19 protein-coding genes are annotated in these 19,317 nt (G+C 45.2%); 2 read left to right on the top strand and 17 right to left on the bottom strand.

Annotated elements, in window-relative coordinates:
• Positions 1-28 precede the first annotated feature (28 nt).
• The 8 genes from NEJAP_RS17820 to NEJAP_RS17855 all read right to left on the bottom strand — a co-directional run bounded on the left by NEJAP_RS17820 (position 29) and on the right by NEJAP_RS17855 (position 6,072).
• Positions 29-688: a hypothetical protein gene (locus NEJAP_RS17820; protein ID WP_201348450.1), complete on the bottom strand. Its 660-nt coding sequence runs from the start codon at positions 686-688 to the stop codon at positions 29-31.
• A complete protein-coding gene (locus tag NEJAP_RS17825) occupies positions 688-1,434 on the bottom strand; it encodes a type III pantothenate kinase (RefSeq protein ID WP_201348451.1) in 747 nt (248 codons plus the stop codon). Before NEJAP_RS17825 ends, NEJAP_RS17820 begins: the two co-directional genes overlap by 1 nt.
• Positions 1,394-2,377 (bottom strand): bifunctional biotin--[acetyl-CoA-carboxylase] ligase/biotin operon repressor BirA, encoded by a 984-nt coding sequence (birA, locus tag NEJAP_RS17830; RefSeq protein ID WP_201348452.1) that lies wholly within the window; start codon positions 2,375-2,377, stop codon positions 1,394-1,396. The genes NEJAP_RS17825 and birA overlap by 41 nt, the downstream gene beginning before the upstream one ends.
• The gene (locus tag NEJAP_RS17835; RefSeq protein ID WP_201348453.1) at positions 2,378-2,884 is read right to left on the bottom strand and encodes a dihydrofolate reductase; all 507 of its coding nucleotides are present in this window, start codon (positions 2,882-2,884) and stop codon (positions 2,378-2,380) included.
• A 203-nt stretch (positions 2,885-3,087) separates the two neighbouring features.
• A complete protein-coding gene (locus tag NEJAP_RS17840; protein ID WP_201348454.1) occupies positions 3,088-3,561 on the bottom strand; it encodes a PaaI family thioesterase in 474 nt (157 codons plus the stop codon).
• A gap of 34 nt (positions 3,562-3,595) precedes the next feature.
• Complete coding sequence (locus NEJAP_RS17845; protein WP_201348455.1) at positions 3,596-4,447, bottom strand: thymidylate synthase; 852 nt, start codon at positions 4,445-4,447, stop codon at positions 3,596-3,598.
• Between the two features lie 18 nt (positions 4,448-4,465).
• Positions 4,466-5,263, bottom strand: a complete 798-nt coding sequence (lgt, locus tag NEJAP_RS17850; RefSeq protein ID WP_201348456.1) for a prolipoprotein diacylglyceryl transferase — start codon at positions 5,261-5,263, stop codon at positions 4,466-4,468.
• Between the two features lie 8 nt (positions 5,264-5,271).
• Positions 5,272-6,072 carry a sulfite exporter TauE/SafE family protein gene (locus tag NEJAP_RS17855; protein WP_201348457.1) on the bottom strand — a complete coding sequence of 267 codons (801 nt, stop codon included), beginning with the start codon at positions 6,070-6,072 and terminating at the stop codon, positions 5,272-5,274.
• Between the two features lie 91 nt (positions 6,073-6,163).
• On the opposite strand from NEJAP_RS17855, the gene NEJAP_RS17860 reads away from it, so the two are divergent.
• Entirely contained in the window at positions 6,164-6,931 is a 768-nt protein-coding gene (locus tag NEJAP_RS17860; RefSeq protein ID WP_201348458.1) for an NRDE family protein, read from the top strand.
• 17 nt (positions 6,932-6,948) lie between these two features.
• Here NEJAP_RS17860 and ptsP read toward each other — a convergent pair whose 3' ends face one another.
• A complete protein-coding gene (gene ptsP / locus NEJAP_RS17865) occupies positions 6,949-9,225 on the bottom strand; it encodes a phosphoenolpyruvate--protein phosphotransferase (protein ID WP_201348459.1) in 2,277 nt (758 codons plus the stop codon).
• A gap of 18 nt (positions 9,226-9,243) precedes the next feature.
• Positions 9,244-9,738 carry an RNA pyrophosphohydrolase gene (locus NEJAP_RS17870; RefSeq protein WP_028470537.1) on the bottom strand — a complete coding sequence of 165 codons (495 nt, stop codon included), beginning with the start codon at positions 9,736-9,738 and terminating at the stop codon, positions 9,244-9,246.
• A 149-nt stretch (positions 9,739-9,887) separates the two neighbouring features.
• On the opposite strand from NEJAP_RS17870, the gene NEJAP_RS17875 reads away from it, so the two are divergent.
• Positions 9,888-10,541 (top strand): HAD family hydrolase, encoded by a 654-nt coding sequence (locus NEJAP_RS17875; RefSeq protein WP_201348460.1) that lies wholly within the window; start codon positions 9,888-9,890, stop codon positions 10,539-10,541.
• Between the two features lie 16 nt (positions 10,542-10,557).
• Here NEJAP_RS17875 and NEJAP_RS17880 read toward each other — a convergent pair whose 3' ends face one another.
• The 7 genes from NEJAP_RS17880 to gcvT form a co-directional block, all read right to left on the bottom strand.
• Positions 10,558-10,950, bottom strand: a complete 393-nt coding sequence (locus NEJAP_RS17880; RefSeq protein ID WP_201348461.1) for a CBS domain-containing protein — start codon at positions 10,948-10,950, stop codon at positions 10,558-10,560.
• A gap of 122 nt (positions 10,951-11,072) precedes the next feature.
• Positions 11,073-13,499, bottom strand: a complete 2,427-nt coding sequence (locus tag NEJAP_RS17885; protein ID WP_201348462.1) for a putative bifunctional diguanylate cyclase/phosphodiesterase — start codon at positions 13,497-13,499, stop codon at positions 11,073-11,075.
• Positions 13,499-15,127 carry a FecR domain-containing protein gene (locus tag NEJAP_RS17890; protein WP_201348463.1) on the bottom strand — a complete coding sequence of 543 codons (1,629 nt, stop codon included), beginning with the start codon at positions 15,125-15,127 and terminating at the stop codon, positions 13,499-13,501. The genes NEJAP_RS17885 and NEJAP_RS17890 overlap by 1 nt, the downstream gene beginning before the upstream one ends.
• A gap of 172 nt (positions 15,128-15,299) precedes the next feature.
• Positions 15,300-16,337, bottom strand: a complete 1,038-nt coding sequence (locus NEJAP_RS17895) for an NADP(H)-dependent aldo-keto reductase (protein ID WP_201348464.1) — start codon at positions 16,335-16,337, stop codon at positions 15,300-15,302.
• A gap of 18 nt (positions 16,338-16,355) precedes the next feature.
• Complete coding sequence (locus NEJAP_RS17900) at positions 16,356-17,552, bottom strand: class I SAM-dependent rRNA methyltransferase (RefSeq protein ID WP_201348465.1); 1,197 nt, start codon at positions 17,550-17,552, stop codon at positions 16,356-16,358.
• Between the two features lie 100 nt (positions 17,553-17,652).
• The gene (gene gcvH, locus NEJAP_RS17905; protein ID WP_201348466.1) at positions 17,653-18,045 is read right to left on the bottom strand and encodes a glycine cleavage system protein GcvH; all 393 of its coding nucleotides are present in this window, start codon (positions 18,043-18,045) and stop codon (positions 17,653-17,655) included.
• Between the two features lie 22 nt (positions 18,046-18,067).
• Positions 18,068-19,171: a glycine cleavage system aminomethyltransferase GcvT gene (gcvT, locus tag NEJAP_RS17910; protein ID WP_201348467.1), complete on the bottom strand. Its 1,104-nt coding sequence runs from the start codon at positions 19,169-19,171 to the stop codon at positions 18,068-18,070.
• Between the last annotated feature and the right edge of the window lie 146 nt (positions 19,172-19,317).

Consider the following 19,317-nt stretch of genomic DNA (forward strand, 5'->3'; position numbering starts at 1 on the left):
ACTGACGACACCCCACCCTTGCAACCCCTTAACAAGGTTTTTTTAGTATTTTTAACGATTTATATTTTTTCTGCAGTACATCATTGATTTTATTGATCAAAATACGATCAACATCTACTGACAACTGGACTGAATAGCGCTTTTTCACCGCAAGCTGGTGTTTTATTCCAAGCCTTTCTGCAAGCATCAACAAACTATTCATTTTATCCTGCGCTCCTGCTTGCGTCTGAAATTCAGCAATGACAAATTCAGAAGCAACAAAATCTCGGCTTGGCGTAACTAAAACTCCGCTTTCACGTAACGGCGCAACCAACAAAAGCTTCTCGCGCATCGTCTTTGGCAAACTAAGAACAAGCTGAAATTTTTCACCCTCAGAAGGCCCCACAATAATAGTAGGCAAGAGCCCTTGCTCAACCATAAAACCAGCAACAGCATCAGCGTCAGACTGATTAACAAACCCCTCATAAACGACACATTCAGCCAGTATCTCGCCTGCCTTAATATCTGCCAGCTTATGCGCCGACCTTTTCTCAAGACTACCTTCTGCCACCTCGCTCACCAAGCGAAGCGTAAATGCCTGCTCAATCTCAACATCTAGCTGGCTAACTGGTTTTTCAGCAGTCATAACAAAGCCATAAAAAGCAACCACATTCGCTAATAACAAGAAAACCAGCAGCCATTTACGCATTATCGACAAACCCAGGCCAAACCATCCATAACAAGGTCCGACTCATACCGCCCAACCTGTATCATCTCTTGCATCAACGCACCGTCACCTCCTGTAAAAAACAACTCCGCACCCTTTTCAAGATCACCCTCAATAGCATAAGCAAGCGCTTTAAATAGATAGACACTTCCCTGCAAGACTGCTTCAGCCGTACTTACACCAGGATGAGTTACTATTTCTGCCGGCTGCTTCTCAAAGCGAACTTGTGCAGTGTTTTTCAGCAAAGACTCTCTCATCAAACGTAAACCCGGGATAATATACCCACCTAGATGCTCACCTTTATCAGAAAGATACTCGACGGTAACAGCACTACCGCAATCAACAACAATTACAGCTTTATTCACACGTTTATATGCCGCTATCATCGCTAACCAACGATCTACCCCCATTTTAGACGGGTCTTCATAGCTGTTGGTAACACCGGCGCACTGACTGCTGGTTTTAGCAAAGATGGGCTCAACCTCCCATAACGCCCTACACACCTTACGCAGCCGCTTATCACATTCGAACCCGGCAACAGAGCCAACAAATACCTCGTCGACCCGATCATTTACCACATCGCCAAACGAGTCATGCGCAAACTCTTGCGTCAATACAGAACCTTTTTTTATAACATTGCCTGCATCAATCACTCGCCATTTTAATAATGTATTTCCTATATCGACTTCAAGACGCATGGTATGGCCTAACGCTAATTTCACCTGCATGAAAATGCTCGACGCCTGCAGCATGCTCAACGATAAGCGCGCCATGCTCATCGACGCCCAAACACTCCCCCACGACCTCTTTACTACCCAGCAACAAGCGTATCGTTTCATTTTGGTAAGCGTGTATTTTCTGCCATTCATCCCTAAATACTGAAAAGCCATGCTCACTAAAACGCTCTAGTTCAGGCACAAGATGATTGAGTACTTGTGACATCAAGGTATTGCGCGATATACCGCCACCACATAGCTTATGCAGATCAGTCCACGGCTGATCGATAGACTCCTGCGCGTGGTCCGGCATAGCCACATTAACGCCCACACCAATCACTACCTGACACTCACCCGATGCATCTCCATGCATCTCAAGCAATATGCCCGCAAGCTTTTTAGAGTTGACCAACAGGTCATTTGGCCACTTTACCCGCACCTCCTTCACACCCAAACAACCCAATGCTTTAACCAACGCTAAACCGACAACAAGACTCAAACCTTCTAGCGCGGCAGCGCCTTGAGTAAAGCGCCAAACCAGCGAGAAGTAGAGGTTTTTTGCAAATGGACTCACCCACGTTCGGCCTCTACGACCTTTACCTCCTGTCTGATACTCAGCTAAATACAAACGTCCAGAAACCACACCTTGCTGATGCACTTCTCGCATAGCCATCATATTTGTAGAGTCGACAACTCGCTCTAGAGAAATAGTTGTTAGGCGACGACTTGCATACTCAGAGCAGCCCGTAACAATTTCTTTTTCACAGAGCAGATCCAAGCCTCCCGGAACGCGATAACCACGCCCTCGAATGCTATACACATCGACTCCTAACTGCTCAAGCTCTTTCATCTGCTTCCAGATAGCGCTGCGGCTCACACCCAGTACATCACCGAGTTCCTGCCCCGAATGAAACTCGCCATTTGATAATATCGCTAGCAGTCTGTCATCAATCATCTAGCTAGCCCGCTGGTATACAACAAAACTGTAATCATATGGGTTCGGCCCCTCGGCTTGAAAATCCTCCCGCCCCAGCTCTTGCCACTCATCCACACAGAACTCAGGAAAATAGGCATCACCATCAACTTCAGCATGTACTTGCGTCACATAAAGACGCTCTATTAATGGTAAAGCTTGAGCGTATATTTGCTCCCCACCAATAACCATAGCCTCTTCAGCCCCATCAATTTCTGCCTGACAAGCGGCCAAATCAAAAGCCTCATCCAGAGAGCGCACTACCTTTGCGCCTTCCAACTGATAAGCATCATCACGCGTAATCACTATATTCAATCGACCCGGTAGCGGCTTACCAATCGAGTCATACGTCTTACGCCCCATAATGACCGGCTTACCCATGGTTGCTTGTTTAAAATATTTCAGGTCACCAGGCAAATACCAAGGAAGCTTGTTTTGCCTACCAATCACTCGGTTTTGTGCCTGAGCAACAATCATGGACAATCTCATAGAAATACACCTTAAAATAAGCTTTTGCTGTCATTTGAAAACACAGCAAACAAGAAAATAACAATAGTTTATATTTTAGACAAAAACACGCAGACCAACTTAGGAACAGACCTTTCATCATACATACTGGGTCGTTCTGGCCAGAGACATCTAGCCCCACATAAAGACCTTTGCGCACTCACTGAGTAAAATCTAGAGTGTACTCACCCCATTGTTGCTGGCATCTTAACCGCAATAACAGAACCGCTAACACACACCACATCATCAGCTGACAAAGTAATCTCCACAATTACCTTACGCTCTTTTACCTCAGTGATTTTACCGCGAAGTATTAATTCAACACCCATTGGCGTGGGCGCCAAAAAATTTACATTCAAAGCCCCCGTAACAAAGCGAAGCGCGGGCGCCGAGCCAATAACACGCCCCTGCGCTTGATAAGCAGCCGCCGCAGCACTTCCAGTACCGTGACAATCAATTAAGGATGCAATCAAGCCGCCATAGACAAAACCTGGAATAGCCGTGTGATAAGCTTTTGGAGTGAAGCGCGCAATTGTTTCACCCTGCTTTTCATCTAGCCAATAACTTTTTAACTGATGCCCATCTGCGTTATTACTTCCACATCCATAACAATGACTCAGTTCCTCAGGATAATAGTCTTGAAACGCTTGCTTGCTCATAAAGTACCCCAGTCGTTAACGTTATTACGCTCATCTATACCGAAAATGGGTATTGAATTGGATCATGAAATTGATAGTTTAATACCTCGAAATCATCCATCGTCACCCAGGTTTCCAAATCTTCGAGTGATTTAATATCAGGATTGATATGCAATTGCGGGAGCTCAAAGGGCTCTCTGTGCAATTGCACATCACGCATTAACTCAATTTGATCTTCATAAATATGCGCATTAACGATTTTATGGAACGCTTGACCCGGTTTATGCCCGGTAATTTGAGCAATAATTTTCAAGAACGCGAACACCTGCACCTGATTAAACACCAAGCCAAGCGGCACATCACAAGAACGCTGATAGGATGTCAGGTGCAATGTATCACCTAACAATGAAAAATTATGGGTATGCATACATGGACGCAAGCAGCCCATATGAAATTCGCCTGGATTATAAAAGCTCAGAATTTCACCGCGATCATCAACACCTCTAGAAAGGTCATCTACTAGCTTTCGTAGCTGATCAATAACACCACCATCTTGTTTTTTCCAAGCACGCCCCTGCACTCCATATACCCTCCCCATATCATCAACACCCTGACGATGAGGATTACTTAACCATGCGCTATTTTCGTTTGCATTAGCGTCCCAAGTTTTTGTACCCAGCTTTCTAAAATCTGCAGCGTTATCATAACCACGCAAATAGCCGATCAATTCAGCAATTGCTGATTTCCAAAACGATTTTCGCGTTGTTAACAATGGGAACTGATTATTAGCGACATCGTAGATCATATCCGCGTTAATTACTGTGAGACAACGCTTACCTGTACGCTCATTCTCAACCCACTCACCTTGCTGAATAAGGCGCTGACAAAGATCTAAATATTGTTTCATATACTTTACTAACCTTAATTAAACAGCAGCCGGTGATGTTTTTTTCTTATACGCCCACAACAGCAATAGAGCACCGACGACTACCATCGGTAATGATAACAACTGCCCCTTTGTTAACCAGCCAAATGCAATGTACCCAATATGCGCATCCGGCTCACGAAAGAACTCAACACAAGAACGAAACACACCATACATTATTAAAAATAACGCCGATGCCGCCATGCGTGGACGTGGTTTTGATGTAAACCACCAAAGCACTACAAACATGACGACGCCTTCCAAAAATGCCTCGTAAAGCTGAGAAGGATGCCTTGCTATACCATCAACTGTACGCGGAAAAACGACTGCCCAAGGAACATCAGCAGCACGCCCCCAGAGCTCACCGCCTATAAAATTACCGATACGACCGGCACCCAACCCTATTGGAACCAAAGGCGCGACAAAGTCTCCCATCTGCATAAAGCTTTTATCGTGCTTTTTGCCAAACAACCACAGCATAACTAGCACGCCTAGTAAGCCTCCATGAAAAGACATACCGCCTTCCCAAACAGCAAACAACCAGAGTGGGTCTAAGAGAAACTGATCAAAATTATAGAACAGCACATAGCCCATACGACCACCTAAAACCACACCCATAGCGCCCCAAAATATCAAGTCTGATACTTGCTCTTCGGTCCAACCAGAACCTGGACGCCGTGCTCGGTATGCACCTAACCAAAATGCAGCACCAAACCCGATTAAGTACATTAGCCCGTACCAATGGATCTGTATAAAACCTAAATCCAGTGCAATCGGATCAATATCATGAACCCACATAGTGTTCCTTAAAATAAATTAGAGAGTAGGAATCGAGCCGCAACCAGCGCCAGAAAACCAGCAAAAATTTTCTTGAGAAGATCCCCTGGCAAACTATGCGCCCACTTCACGCCAATTTTTGCACACAGCGAGCTACTAATAACGATACCCACAAAAGCAGGCAAGTAGATATAACCCAAGCTCCACTCAGGTAAACCTTCCTCACCCCACCCTGTATAAATATTTGTTATTGCGCCCATGCAAGCAATAGGTAACCCACAAGCGGCGGACGTAGCGACAGCCTCCTGCATAGATACTTGCTTCCAAGTTAAATACGGCACCGTCAACGTTCCACCACCAATCCCAAAAATAGCCGATGCCCAACCAATAATACCACCAGCACCCGCCAAGCCTTTATCAGAAGGCGCTTCACTCCCTGCTTTAGGCTTCAACCCGAATGCCATTTGAATGGCCACTGTCATTGCAAAAATGCCAATCGCAATCTGTAGGTGAGCTCCTTTCATTAAATCGGCTGTAAATACACCGATAAAAGCCCCGACCATAATACCAACAGCCAAAGGCTTAAACATCTGCCAACGTACTGCACCACGTTTGTTATGAGCACGCACTGAGCTAATAGAGGTCACCACAATAGTGGCCAACGAGGTAGCCACTGCTGCATGCGTCAGCACTTCTGGTGACATGCCCTGCAAACCAAAACTGAAAATAAGCACGGGAACGATTAACAAACCGCCACCAATTCCAAATAAGCCTGCCACAATGCCCGCCGCAGCACCGAGAACTAAATAGAGCGCAAGAGTGATTAACATCAATTCTAATCCGTATTTTTTTCATGTTAATGTGCTAGTTTATCGAATTCGCTTCATGTAAGCACTCCAAAGACAAGAGAAACCATCGACCGTGTGCCTAATCACCTTCGCTTATCAACAACATCCAGAATACTCACTCATAATGGTGGCCAACCGTGATGAGTTTTACGCTCGACCAACATTAGATATGCACTTCTGGGAAAACCATCCTAACGTACTAGCAGGCAAAGATTTACAGCAGCAAGGTACCTGGTTAGGGATAAACAAGAGCGGCAAGCTGGCAGCCGTCACAAACTTCAGAGACGGCAAAAATATAGAAAATAACTTAAAGTCTAGAGGCGCTCTTACACGACACTTTCTCACCGAGGCGATACCTGCCAAAACCTACCTACAAGAGCTAGCCACTGAAGGCAGCCTGTATGGAGGCTTCAATTTACTATTGGGAGACACCACTGGGCTCTACTACTGTTCAAACAAAGGCGCGCTAACTAAACAAATAACGCCCGGCGTTTACGGTTTAAGCAATGCTTATTTAGACAGCCACTGGCCAAAAGTAGAGGCTGCCAAACAAGGTTTAGCGAGGCTCATAAAAAGTGAGTTTTCTATTCAATCGCTTGCCCATTTACTTCATTCAGAACATCAAGCCGCAGATGAGGACTTACCTAGCACCGGCATAAGCTATGAATGGGAAAAACAGCTATCGGCCAGCTTTATCAACACCCCAAGCTATGGAACTCGCGCTACCACCGTCCTACTACAAAAAAACTCTGGAGAAACTCAAATAGCAGAGTTCAGGTTTGGCCCCTCAGGCAAGGTAGGTGAAGAGCATTTCGCTCTCCTCATGAAACCCATTGGTTAAGCTGCGTATATAACATGTCACTCAGGTAATACCGGACTGCTTAACTGGCTTAAACCTAAAGACTTCATCGTTTCTGTCATCAGTGCCTGTATTTTATCGGCATCATCCATGCGCATGACTTTATCAAGCAGCACTTTTGCCTGCACCATCGAGACGCTACGTATGGTCGATTTAACCCGGGGAAGGTTAGTCGCATTCATAGATAGCGCATCATAACCCATCGCCATTAACAATAAGGCACCACCAGGATCAGCAGCCATTTCACCACAGATAGATACCTGTAGCTTATCCTTGCGAGCTTCACGCGCAATATCTTCTAGGACCTTAAGCACTGCAGGGTGATAGGGAACATAGAGTCCCGCCACCCTTGGATTATTACGGTCGACCGCCAACAGATATTGTGTAAGGTCGTTTGAGCCTACAGATATAAAATCTACCCGCTTTGCAAAACGCCGTAACTGGTACACCGCAGCAGGCACTTCAATCATCACCCCAACAGAAGGCCGTGCAACAACATAACCCTCTTCTTGCAGCTCAATTAGTGCCCGGTCTAGTAGATTATTAGCTTCATCTACTTCATTTACACTGGTTATCATCGGCAACATGATACGTAAATTACCTAGGCCTTCATTAGCCCTGAGCATCGCTCTTATCTGCACTAAGAAAATTTCAGGATGATCTAGCGTCACCCTAATGCCTCGCCAACCAAGAAATGGGTTTTCTTCCTTTATAGGAAAGTAAGGCAACGCCTTATCACCACCAATATCCAGTGTTCTCATGGTCACAGGCAAAGGCGCAAAAGCTTCTAACTGACGACGATAGATTTGCATCTGCTCATATTCGCTAGGAAAAAAGTCCCGCACCATGAATGGGATCTCAGTACGGTATAAACCTATCCCTTCAGCCCCGCGCTCCAACGAGCGTGATACATCAGCAATAAGCCCAGTGTTTACCCACAACGGCATCCGGCTACCATCTATTGTTTTAGCGGGCAGGTCATTTAATGTTGCTAACTCAGCAGCCACTTCTTCCTGCTCACGCAGCACTTCTCGATAAGCCTGTATCAACTCCTCTGATGGATCGACATACAAGCGACCCGAATAACCATCAAGAATAACTTCACGACCATCCAGCTGACGATAAGGCAGGTCAACCATACCCATGACAGTAGGAATACCCATAGAACGAGCCAAGATCGCCGCATGAGAGTTACCTGAACCTAATACAGAGACCAGCCCAGCAAGCTTCTCAGCGGACACTTCGCCCAATACTGCAGGTGATAGCTCATCTGCCACTAAGATACCGTTTTCAGGCAACTCAATTCTTTTTGAGCCACTTTCTTCTTGCAGATAAGCAAGAACGCGGCGCCCTAAATCGCGAACATCCGTTGCTCGTTCTCTCAAATAAGGGTCATCCATCCGGGCAAACTGTCGAGCATTACTGGTAATAACCGCGCTGAGCGCTCCTTGCGCCCAGTTACCTTGCTTAATTTGCGCCACCACTTCACCCGCTAACGCATTGTCATCTAGCATGCGAAGATAAACTTCAAACAACGCTTGCTCATCGTGACGTAGACGCTTGGCAAGCCTAGCGCTTACTTTGCGGATATCTGCACGCACGCGCTCTAATGCAGTTTCAAACCGAGCAATCTCCTGCGCAATATCATCGGTCGCTTTTTCAGGTACAGCGTCAATATCAGCCAAAGGCGCCACGACCACAACTCGACCAATAGCCACGCCCGGAGCACCTGGAATACCTTCAAAGCGATGATCAATACTTTTTTGGTGCTTCCAAGCAATCTTACTGATCGCTCCTGTGACCTGAGCATGTGCTATAACACCCGCCAACTGAGCAGAAATAGTCACTAAAAATGCTTCTTCGGCTTCATCATAGCGTCGACAGTTCTGCTGCTGTACGACAAGCACACCTAATACTTGTTTTTGATGGATAATCGGCACACCTAAAAAAGCATGAAAACGCTCTTCGCCGGTGTCTTTCAACAAATAAAACGCTGGATGAGTTTCAGCATCTTCCAAATTAATCGGCTCAGCTCTTTTCGCCACCATACCCACAATCCCTTCTGAAGAAGAGAGAGACACACGGCCAACAGCTTTACGATTAAGCCCTTGAGATGCACGCAACACAAACCGTTGTGATGGGGCATCCAATAGAAACACTGAGCATACTTCGGTTTTCATGCCTCGTTGAATTCTGCGCACGATCAACCCCAGCACAGCATCCACATCAGGCGCAGTACTGACTTCTTGAACAATTTTACGCAGTAATTCCAGCATATTTTTTTCCTTGCGACATTAGCGTTGCTGTTGTACAACCACACGCGATAGTTTTGGTGATAACTCCTTCATTGCTTTGCGATAAACTTCACGCTTAAAAGAAATAACTTGACCCAATGGATACCAATAACTAACCCACTGCCAACCGTCAAACTCCGGCGAATCAGTATGATCAATTACAACGGCATCGTCATGGCTCAGCATTCTGAGCAAAAACCACTTCTGCTTTTGACCCACACAAATGGGGTGTGAGTGCCTGCGGATCATGCGCTTGGGTAGCCGATAACGAAGCCAGCCACGAGTAACAGCGACCACCTCAACATCTTTCTCGCTGAGGCCGACCTCCTCTCTTAATTCTCGATACATTGCCTGTTCTGGCGTTTCATCGGGGTTAATCCCCCCTTGCGGAAACTGCCAGGCATCTTGTCCGATACGACGCGCCCAAAGCACCTGACCCAGTGGGTTTGCCAGAATGATACCTACATTCGGTCTAAACCCGTCTGAATCAATCACGTATACAAATCCTGTAACTATTTTGACCCTATTGTTCCACACTTCCTGCAATCCGCAAATAGCTTGTCTGTCGGATAGGAAAAGCACAAAGTTTGAAAGCAACGAGATATCACATTATGCTTGCCTCTCTAACTAAGGGAGTGCGACACGTGAGCTTGGCCATCTTTGATCTTGATAACACCCTCCTCAACGGCGATAGCGACCATGCATGGGGCGAGTTTCTTTGTGAGCAAGAAATTGTTGATGCCGCTGAATACAGTAAAAGTAATGACTATTTCTTTCAGCAATACCAGCAAGGAACCTTAGATATTCAGGAGTTTCTTGAGTTTGCTTTACGCCCACTAGCAATGCTTTCTACACAAAAGCTATCAGAACTACATACACAGTTCATGCTTCAAAAAGTTGAGCCGATCATCTTACCTAAGGCACTAGCGCTACTTCAGAAGCATCGCGACCAAGGGGATTTTTTGCTCATCATTACAGCAACTAATAGCTTTGTCACAGGCCCTATTGCAGCCCGCCTTGGTGTCGATGCAATTCTGGCTACTGACCCTGAAATAATTAACGGCAGCTATACTGGAAAAGTGGCAGGCACCCCCTGTTTCCAAGACGGCAAAGTAACTCGCTTGAACCACTGGCTGAAAGACAATAATCACTCGCTACAAGGAAGCTCGTTCTATAGCGACTCACGAAACGATCTACCGTTATTAGAGCTTGTCGACCACCCAGTCGCTGTCGACGCAGATGAGACGCTAACGCAAACCGCACAACAAAAAGGCTGGCCAGTTATCAGCCTACGCTAGCCAAAACACGGGTGGCTCAAGCCACCCTGCATGACTGCAACGAGTGACTCAAAGATTTCATCACTTGACCACGCGCCACTAAACCCGTGACGATACCATCTTCTACAACAGGAAAAATCTTTGGCTGGCCTTTGCCAAAACGCTCCGCTAGCTCCAGAACAGACAGCTGTGCAGATACTGAGAGCGGGTCATGCCTCATCACATCTTTAACCAGGGTGTGGGAGTCGCAATGGTAGCTTTCACTAATCAAGTCTTGCTCCGACACAAAGCCAATAAGCCCTCCTCCCGCATCAATCACCGGCAGCCCTAAATATCCACTGTTAAGAATCATATCAACCGCATCAGGAAGCCCCTGCTCTTGCGATAACAATGGCGGATTCACACGCATTAGATCTTTCACTTTTAACATGACAGCACCCTCAATCATCCAAATCACATCTTTAGTAGTATCAGGTGCACTCCACAATAGCTAATTAGCTATCACTATATAAACAATAGTTTTACGTTATAGGACTCTATAAAGGGAACAAATCAGGACCGAGAAAGAAGGTCGGTAAATTCATTAGCAGGTAAAGGCTTACTGAAAAGAAAGCCTTGTAAGTATTCGCAGGCATTATCTTTCATAAACTGCGCTTGGGCTGGCGTTTCGACCCCCTCAGCTACCACTTTAAGATTTAGGCGATGCGCCATACCTATAATGCTAGAAGTGATATCTTTGCTATCGCTCTTTATACCGATGTCTTTAACAAAAACTCGATCAATTTTTAGGGAGTCTACTGGAAACATATTTAAATAGTTCAGCGATGAATAACCCGTTCCAAAATCATCAACAGCCACACCGGTTCCTAACGCCTTAATTTGCTCAAGTATGCTAATTGTTAACTCAACATCCGTCATCAGTGCGGTCTCGGTCACCTCGATTTCTAGTAGCTGAGGATCAAGCTTGGTTTCAACCAATGTATCGTGTAGTACTGCGGGAAAATCACTCTCAGTCAATTGGACTGCAGACACATTCACCGCAACCTGAAACTCAGAGAAACCCAAAGCATGCCACTGCTTAGTCTGAAAGCAAGCCTCACGCAGGACCCAGGCACCAATATCAACAATAACCCCTTGCTTCTCTGCTAACGGAATAAAATCAGAAGGGGGAATCATCCCTCTGCTGGGGTGATGCCAACGCAGTAGTGCTTCAGCCCCCTTAATATTATGATTATTCGCACACACTTTAGGCTGATAATAAACTTCAAACTCTTTATTGGCTAAAGCATTACGCAGATCATTTTCTAACTCAGAACGCTGTACTAAATCAGTACGCATCTGATGAGAGAAAAATAATAAACCTCGTTTCTTATCAGCTTTCGCCCGGTGCATAGCAGTAAAAGCATGATTGATCAGCGCATCACTACTCAGACCGTCTTCAGGAAAAACACTGACACCAATACTGGGTGGTAAGTAGTAGTCTTTTCCTTGCCACTCAATGGGCTGCTGTAAAATTTGTAATAATCGACCACCGACGTGTTTAATTCTCAGTTCGTTAGATGTTACTTGCACCACTGCAAACTCACCATTTATTTTGGCAACAACAGCCTCCTCTCCCAATGTCTGCTGTATACGCAAAGCAACTTTGTGTAACAATTCATCTCCTACCTTAAAACCCAATTGGTCGTTAATCGTTCGCAACTGCCCAGAGTTGATAATATAAACACTGACCAAATCTCCCACTTGCTTAGCATGAAGCATGCTCTGATTAAGACTTTTCTCAAGCATGCTTCTGTTCGGTAAAGCAGAAACAGGGTCATGATCACCCTGATGCTGCAATGTTTGATTCAGACGAAATAACTTCCCCTGCACGATGGCTTGAGACCGCCACCCCCAAACAAAATAGGCCACCATAATACCAACCAACGCACTAACAGGAGGTACCCAAATATGCGTTAATTGCAAACAGATAAAAGCAAGTAAAAGAGCCAAGGTAATTGATGTAAAAAACACGACAGGAGCTCGCAAGAGTCCGAACAAGTACATAACCAAACTAAACAACAAAGTCACTAACACAGTACAAATGGCTTGCAAGGGCAAAGAGGCGTATTCGAGTGTACGCTGCTGAATCAGTGCTTCCAAAACATGAGCATTTACTTCCACTCCCGACATGCGCTGATGATTACCAGAAACGGGTGTCGACAGTTGATCACCTAACCCTGTAGCCGTGGCACCAACTAATAGCAACTTATTACGAATAAGATCATCTACCTGCCCCGACAGCACATCACTAAATGACACTCGACTTATAGTTCTGGGTAACGTTAAAAAAGGAATATAAACGGACTGACTTCTCGTCCACCCAGAACCTGCCGGCTCAGTGCTTTTTGCACTAAAAAGCTTACCGTATGCCGTTTGATAAACGGCATACGAAAAAGCAGGCCAATGCGCACCATCGAGCCCTGCATATAGATATACAGAGCGGCATATACCATCGACACCTAACTCATAATCAACATGGCCCAGACTATCTGCTGCTAATGCCAACACAGGTATCGGCAATGACTCCGATGCTATTTGCCCCAATGTATTGGTTTCTGGAGCCACCGCTAATACCACTTTTCCCGATTGCTGGATTGCCTCAGCAAATATTTGATCAATATCGGCGGCTTCACTTTCAGGAAAAAGAATATCAAAGCCCACAGCCTTAACACCCAGCTCAGTCGTCTTTTCTAATAAAGAAGTATGGACTGACCTAGACCATGGCCAACGACCTATCTGCTGTAGGCTTTTGTCATCAATAGCAACAATAACTACTTGCTCAGACACTTCATGCGATAGAAAACCATGCATAGTGTCATAAATAATCCAGTTCAGACGTGCTATATAGCTATTATTTAGCAGTAATAAAGGGACTAGCAAACAAAGAACCCAAAGCCCACTATTAATAAGGAAGGCTCGCCTCTTTACTGCATTCATCAGAATAACAAAATACCCAAAATACCCACACCAATAACCTGTAACCAGCGATTATCTTGCGGCGGGTAGATTAACTGCGTGGCCCCCCAAGGCCCCTTATATCCATCTGACTCAACAACTCGAATACGCATATATTGCAAATTAGTTGCTCTTGAGAACGTCATCTCATGCTGCTTTGTTAGCTTATCGACAATTAACTCATCAAAACTATCACTTTCTGAAATCTGAATGTGATATTGCTGAGCAACCTCCCCCGCTAAGGATACCGTTAACTTACCTTCTTCAGGCGAAACGACAAGCTCAGGTGCAAGCGGTACGGGATCCTGTCGAAATTGGCGCGCCACACTATATGGCCCCAGCTCTTTTTCAGAGGAAAGACTAGCAACACGCCAATAGTAGCTACCATTAGCGAGGGATTTCTCCAGCGAATAAGACGCTCGCTCCACACCCTTTTGATCTAAGAGCAAGGGCCCTGAAAAATCTTCTGAAGCAGATATCTGCAAGCGGTACGCACTAGCATTAGCAGATTGCGTCCATTGAAATACTGGAGGTATCCCCCTTATTACTTGCTCATTTAGAGGTTTTAATGGCAAAGGAGGCTGCGGGTGCACATCAAGTTGTAAACGGGCAACCACTGCAAGGCCTTCAATACCTAAATAATCAATACCACGAACACGCACGTAGTACTGGCCATCAGGCACTTCTGGCAGGGTAGTCTGCCTGTTTTCTGTCACCCTGCTCCACAGCACAGCAACAAAATCAGCTCTTTTTGACAGCTCAATACGATAACCTTTAGATCGCGCAAGCTTATGCCAAACAAGCGACCAATCAAGTTGACGAATCACATCAGGAATAGCCTTGAACTTGGGTGCAGCAAGCAGTTTTTGCGGTGCGAGAGGCACCTGACCTGGAGACACTCGCGTACCAAAACCCGCAGCTATTCTACGTGTTCTCGATTGCCCCTTAACAGCAACCTTACCTTCAATGACTTCTATACGAGATACATCATCAGTACTAATAACCGTCGTTCTGAACTTTGTTCCTCTCACTGCAGTAATGGCCGAGGGGGTTTGAATTTCAAAACGAGACCCATCACCTTTAGCCGGTATGGCACGCGTATCGACACGCCCTTTTTCTAAACGCAAACGGGTATCTACCATCCCCGAATCACCAAATTGACTCAGGTGATTAAAGCGCACTGCACTGCCTTCATATAAAGTAATAATGGAACCATCAGCAAACTTCACAGATAAGCTACTGGCGTGACCAACATTAAGCTGATCACCTAAACGAATACGTGAGCCAACAATAACAGGCTTTACACTGCTATCTATTAGAGTCAATGAAGCACTACCTAAGATAGCCACAACCTCTGCTTCTACAGGTGTTTCTTTCACCCATGCCAAAGGCACCCGAATGCGTGTTCCTGGCTGCATTTTCTTAGGATTTTTAATCCCATTGATTTTTTGTAAATCTTTCCAGCGACCACTATTTTTAAGATTTTTAATACTAAAATCCCAAAGCGTATCGCCTTCATGAACAATATAGGCCCACTCAGCCGCTGAGACAGGCACCACACAGCTTAGAAAAAGCCACATAGAAACAATTAACTGCAGATAACGCCGCATCACAAAGTCCTTTCTTGCTACGGTTAACACGATATAGACCTTAGCTGAGCAAGCATCCGCTCATGCCGAAAAATTCAGGCTACATTCAGTAACTATAGCTGACTTATGGCATGAGTAAAATTTGTATTTCAGCGGTATCTGCGCAGTACATAAGGAAGAGTGAGTAAGACTGTTACGGACTTGGGTTTGGGTTATGACTATGTATATCTTCAATGGACTCAAGGATTTCATCACTGAGCACCAACCCATCAGAAGCAATATTGCTCTTTAGCTGACTCATGGTGGTAGCCCCGATAATGCTTGCGCCAACAAAGGTGCGGCTATTCACATACGCTAGCGCCATTTGAGCCGGATCTACTCCATGCATCTTAGCTAGATCAACATAGGCTTGAGTCGCTCTAATGCCATTAGGTTTAATGTAGCGGGCATAACTAGGAAACAAAGTAAGGCGTGCACCAGCGGGTCGTTTGTCGTCTAAATACTTTCCTGATAGCACACCAAAACCTAACGGTGAATATGCCAACATATCAACCCCTTCACGCTGTAGTACTTCGGTTAAGCCAATTTCATCGGTACGGTTTAGCAAGCTATAAGGGTTTTGTACTGAAACCACTTTAGGTAAGTCATACAATTGTGCATATTGAAGGAAGGTCATCACACCCCAAGGCGATTCATTCGACAAACCGATATGGCGTATCTTTCCTTCATCCACCAGCTCTTTTAAAACTTTCAATGTTTCCAAAATTGGGACGCCATCTTTTGACGTATCATGCTGGTAACCTAACTGGCCAAAAAAATTCGTTTTTCGGTCAGGCCAATGTAACTGATAAAGATCGATGTAATCAGTTTGTAAGCGCTGCAAACTTCCTTCAATTGCCATGCGGATATTACGGCTATCAAAACAAATATCTTGGCGCAAATAGCTCACCATATCGGCAGGGCCCGAGACCTTTGTTGCGATAACTATTTGCTCACGATTACCTCGAAGCTTCATCCAGTTACCAACATATTGCTCAGTAAGCCCTTGCGACTCTGCTGAGGTTGGCACTGGATAAATTTCGGCTAGATCTAAAAAGTTCACCCCCTGAAAAACAGCATAATCTAGCATTTGGTGAGCCTCGGCTTCACTGTTTTGTTCACCAAACGTCATGGTTCCCAAACAGATGCGGCTTACCTTAAGATCGCTATGTCCCAGTGTGTGATAATGCATGCATACTTCCCTAAACAACTAGCTACTTGGTAACACTCTGACACAAAATGATTTCAGATAATCAGTTTCTGGAATAGCCGGGTGTACTGGATGGTCAGCACCCTGATGCCCCTGATCAAAAATTTGTGCTGTTCGGTCGAGTTCACGCGCATTCGCTCTAATAATGTCAACGAGGTTAGCACGCTCAAGATGCATTGAGCACGAAGCACTTACTAATACACCGTTACGTCCCAGCAAGCGCATCGCTAAGTTATTGATTCGTGAGTAAGCACGTTCACCATTTTTTATGTCTTTACGCCGTTGAATAAACGCAGGAGGATCAACAATGACAACATCAAATTTTTCTTGATCATGGATCAATGCTTTACAAGCATCAAACGCATCGCCCTGTACTGCCACAAAACGATCTTCTGCATTATTAAGACGCGCATTTTCTAATGCTACATCCAATGCAGTTTCAGACGCATCAACACACATCACTTCGGTTGCACCCGCCGCTAAAGCCTGCACACCCCAACCACCCACATAACTAAATAGATCTAATACACGCTTACCTTCTACATGCTTTTGCATCGCTGCACGGTTGTTACGATGATCATAAAACCAACCTGTTTTTTGCCCTGTTAGCACCGGGGCTAACAGAGGCACGCCATTCTCTTCAAATGGGCATAGCTCAGGCACTTCACCTTGCGCAACCTCAATGTAGCTTTCGAGGCCTTCAGTACTGCGCATTTTGCCGTCACAACGCAATACTATCGCTTCAGGTGTGAAAATTTTATTTAATGCCGAAATAATTTCATCCACAACGGCTTCCATTCCAGCGGTCGAAATTTGCACCACAAAGATATTGAAATAGCGGTCGATTACCAATCCTGGTAAGCCATCACTGTCGCCGAATACTAAACGATAGCAAGGTTTATCAAAGCACGCTTCACGCAATGACAACGCAATATTAATACGATGAACCAGTAACGATCGATCTAAGCGAAGCTTAGTATCACGACACAGCAGACGACCACAAATCAAAGTATTAGGGTTCACATACGCAACACCTAACGACTTCCCATTACTCGCTTCAACTAAAACCTGCTCACCCAACTGAAAAGATTTAATGGGCGTGCGCTTATTATCGACCTCATTGCTGTAAATCCAGACATGGCCTGCACGAAGTCGGCGCTCTGCACCTTGATTGAGAATAAGCGTATTTAATGACATGGTAATCTCTATAGACAGTAAAAATGACTGTCCCGGCCAAGTGCCGGGACAGTGAATAAATCAATCGGTATAGCTTACACCGAAGTGCTACATGAATCGATCAGGATTCATCCTCACATAATTCCCCGTACGCCTGAGCATCCAATAAGCCATCCAGCTCTGCTTCATCAGCCAGTTTAATACGGAAAAACCAGCCATCACCATAAGGGTCACTATTCACCAATTCAGGTGAGTCTTCAAGCAACTCATTAGTCGCAATGATTTCGCCAGAAATAGGCACATATATATCAGATGCAGCTTTTACAGACTCAACAACACCTGCATCGTCCCCTGTCTCAACGTCAGCACCGACTTCAGGCAACTCAACAAAGACAACATCACCCAATAAGTCTTGTGCGTGATCAGTAATGCCGACAGTTACAGATCCATCACCTTCATTACGAATCCACTCATGGCTAGCTACATATTTTAGTTCGTTACGAATATCACTCATATTCCCGATTCCTACACTAGGGTTAAGAAAATACTTTTTTGCCATTACGGACAAAGGGAGGACGCACGACTGATACTGCTACATGCTTCCCACGAATATCGACCATCGCTATATCTTTTGTTCCTACTGGAACTCGTGCCAAAGCAATAGACACGTTCAGTGTAGGTGAAAAAGTACCACTCGTAATTTCCCCCTCACCAACACCTTCTACAATAACTTTTTGGTGGCCACGCAATACACCTCGTGACTCCATCACCAACCCTACCAACTTCTGAGCTACGCCTGCAGCCTTTTCAGCTTCTAATGCAGCACGCCCACAGAAATTACGGCTTTCTGGTTCCCAAGCAACAGTCCACCCCATGGCAGATACCAGTGGAGATACGCTTTCATCCATATCTGCACCATATAGGTTCATACCGGCTTCAAGGCGCAATGTGTCTCGCGCTCCCAAACCACAAGGCGCTACACCTGCATCAGCCAAGGCCTGCCAAAACTCAGAAATTTCATCTTCAGGGATAATAATTTCTAATCCATCTTCACCGGTATAACCGGTTCTAGCGATAAACCAACCCTCGGACTCAAGCCCCTGAAAGACACTCAAGCCATCAATTAAACGACCACGTGATTCATTCAATACAGATTTAGCCTTTGCTATTGCTTCTGGTCCTTGTATTGCGACCATAGAGAGCTCTGGCTGCTCAGTTAAAGCAACATCAAAATGTGCAGTTTTGTCCGCCATCCAGCGAAGGTCTTTTTCTCGAGTAGCGCAATTCACAACAACTCGGAACCATTCACCAGGCACACTAGGATCGGTCATACGATATACAATCAGATCATCAATAACCTTGCCATCTTCGTTCAACATACCGCTGTACAACGCTTTACCCTTAATTTCTAAGCGCGCCACGTCATTTGCTAACAAATAACGAAGGTATTCAGAAGCATCAGCACCCGTCACATCGACAATTGTCATGTGCGATACATCAAACATTCCTGCCGCTGTACGTACTTTTTTGTGCTCTTCTATCTGCGAACCATAGTTCAGAGGCATATCCCAGCCACCAAAGTCGACAACTTTCGCACCCATGGCCAGGTGCTGATCATATAAAGCGGTTTTATTAGCCATCGTTATAAAACTCTTGTTGTTATCTATTGTTAACGCATCAACAGCCAATACACATAAGTACTAATCTATAGCTGGATACAGAAAAAAGGGATGTCAATTTATAGGGATTTTAATGCCAGATCAATATTTGAAAGCATTCTAACCCC

This window comes from Neptunomonas japonica JAMM 1380 (assembly GCF_016592555.1).
In the GTDB taxonomy this organism is placed as follows: domain Bacteria; phylum Pseudomonadota; class Gammaproteobacteria; order Pseudomonadales; family Balneatricaceae; genus Neptunomonas; species Neptunomonas japonica_A.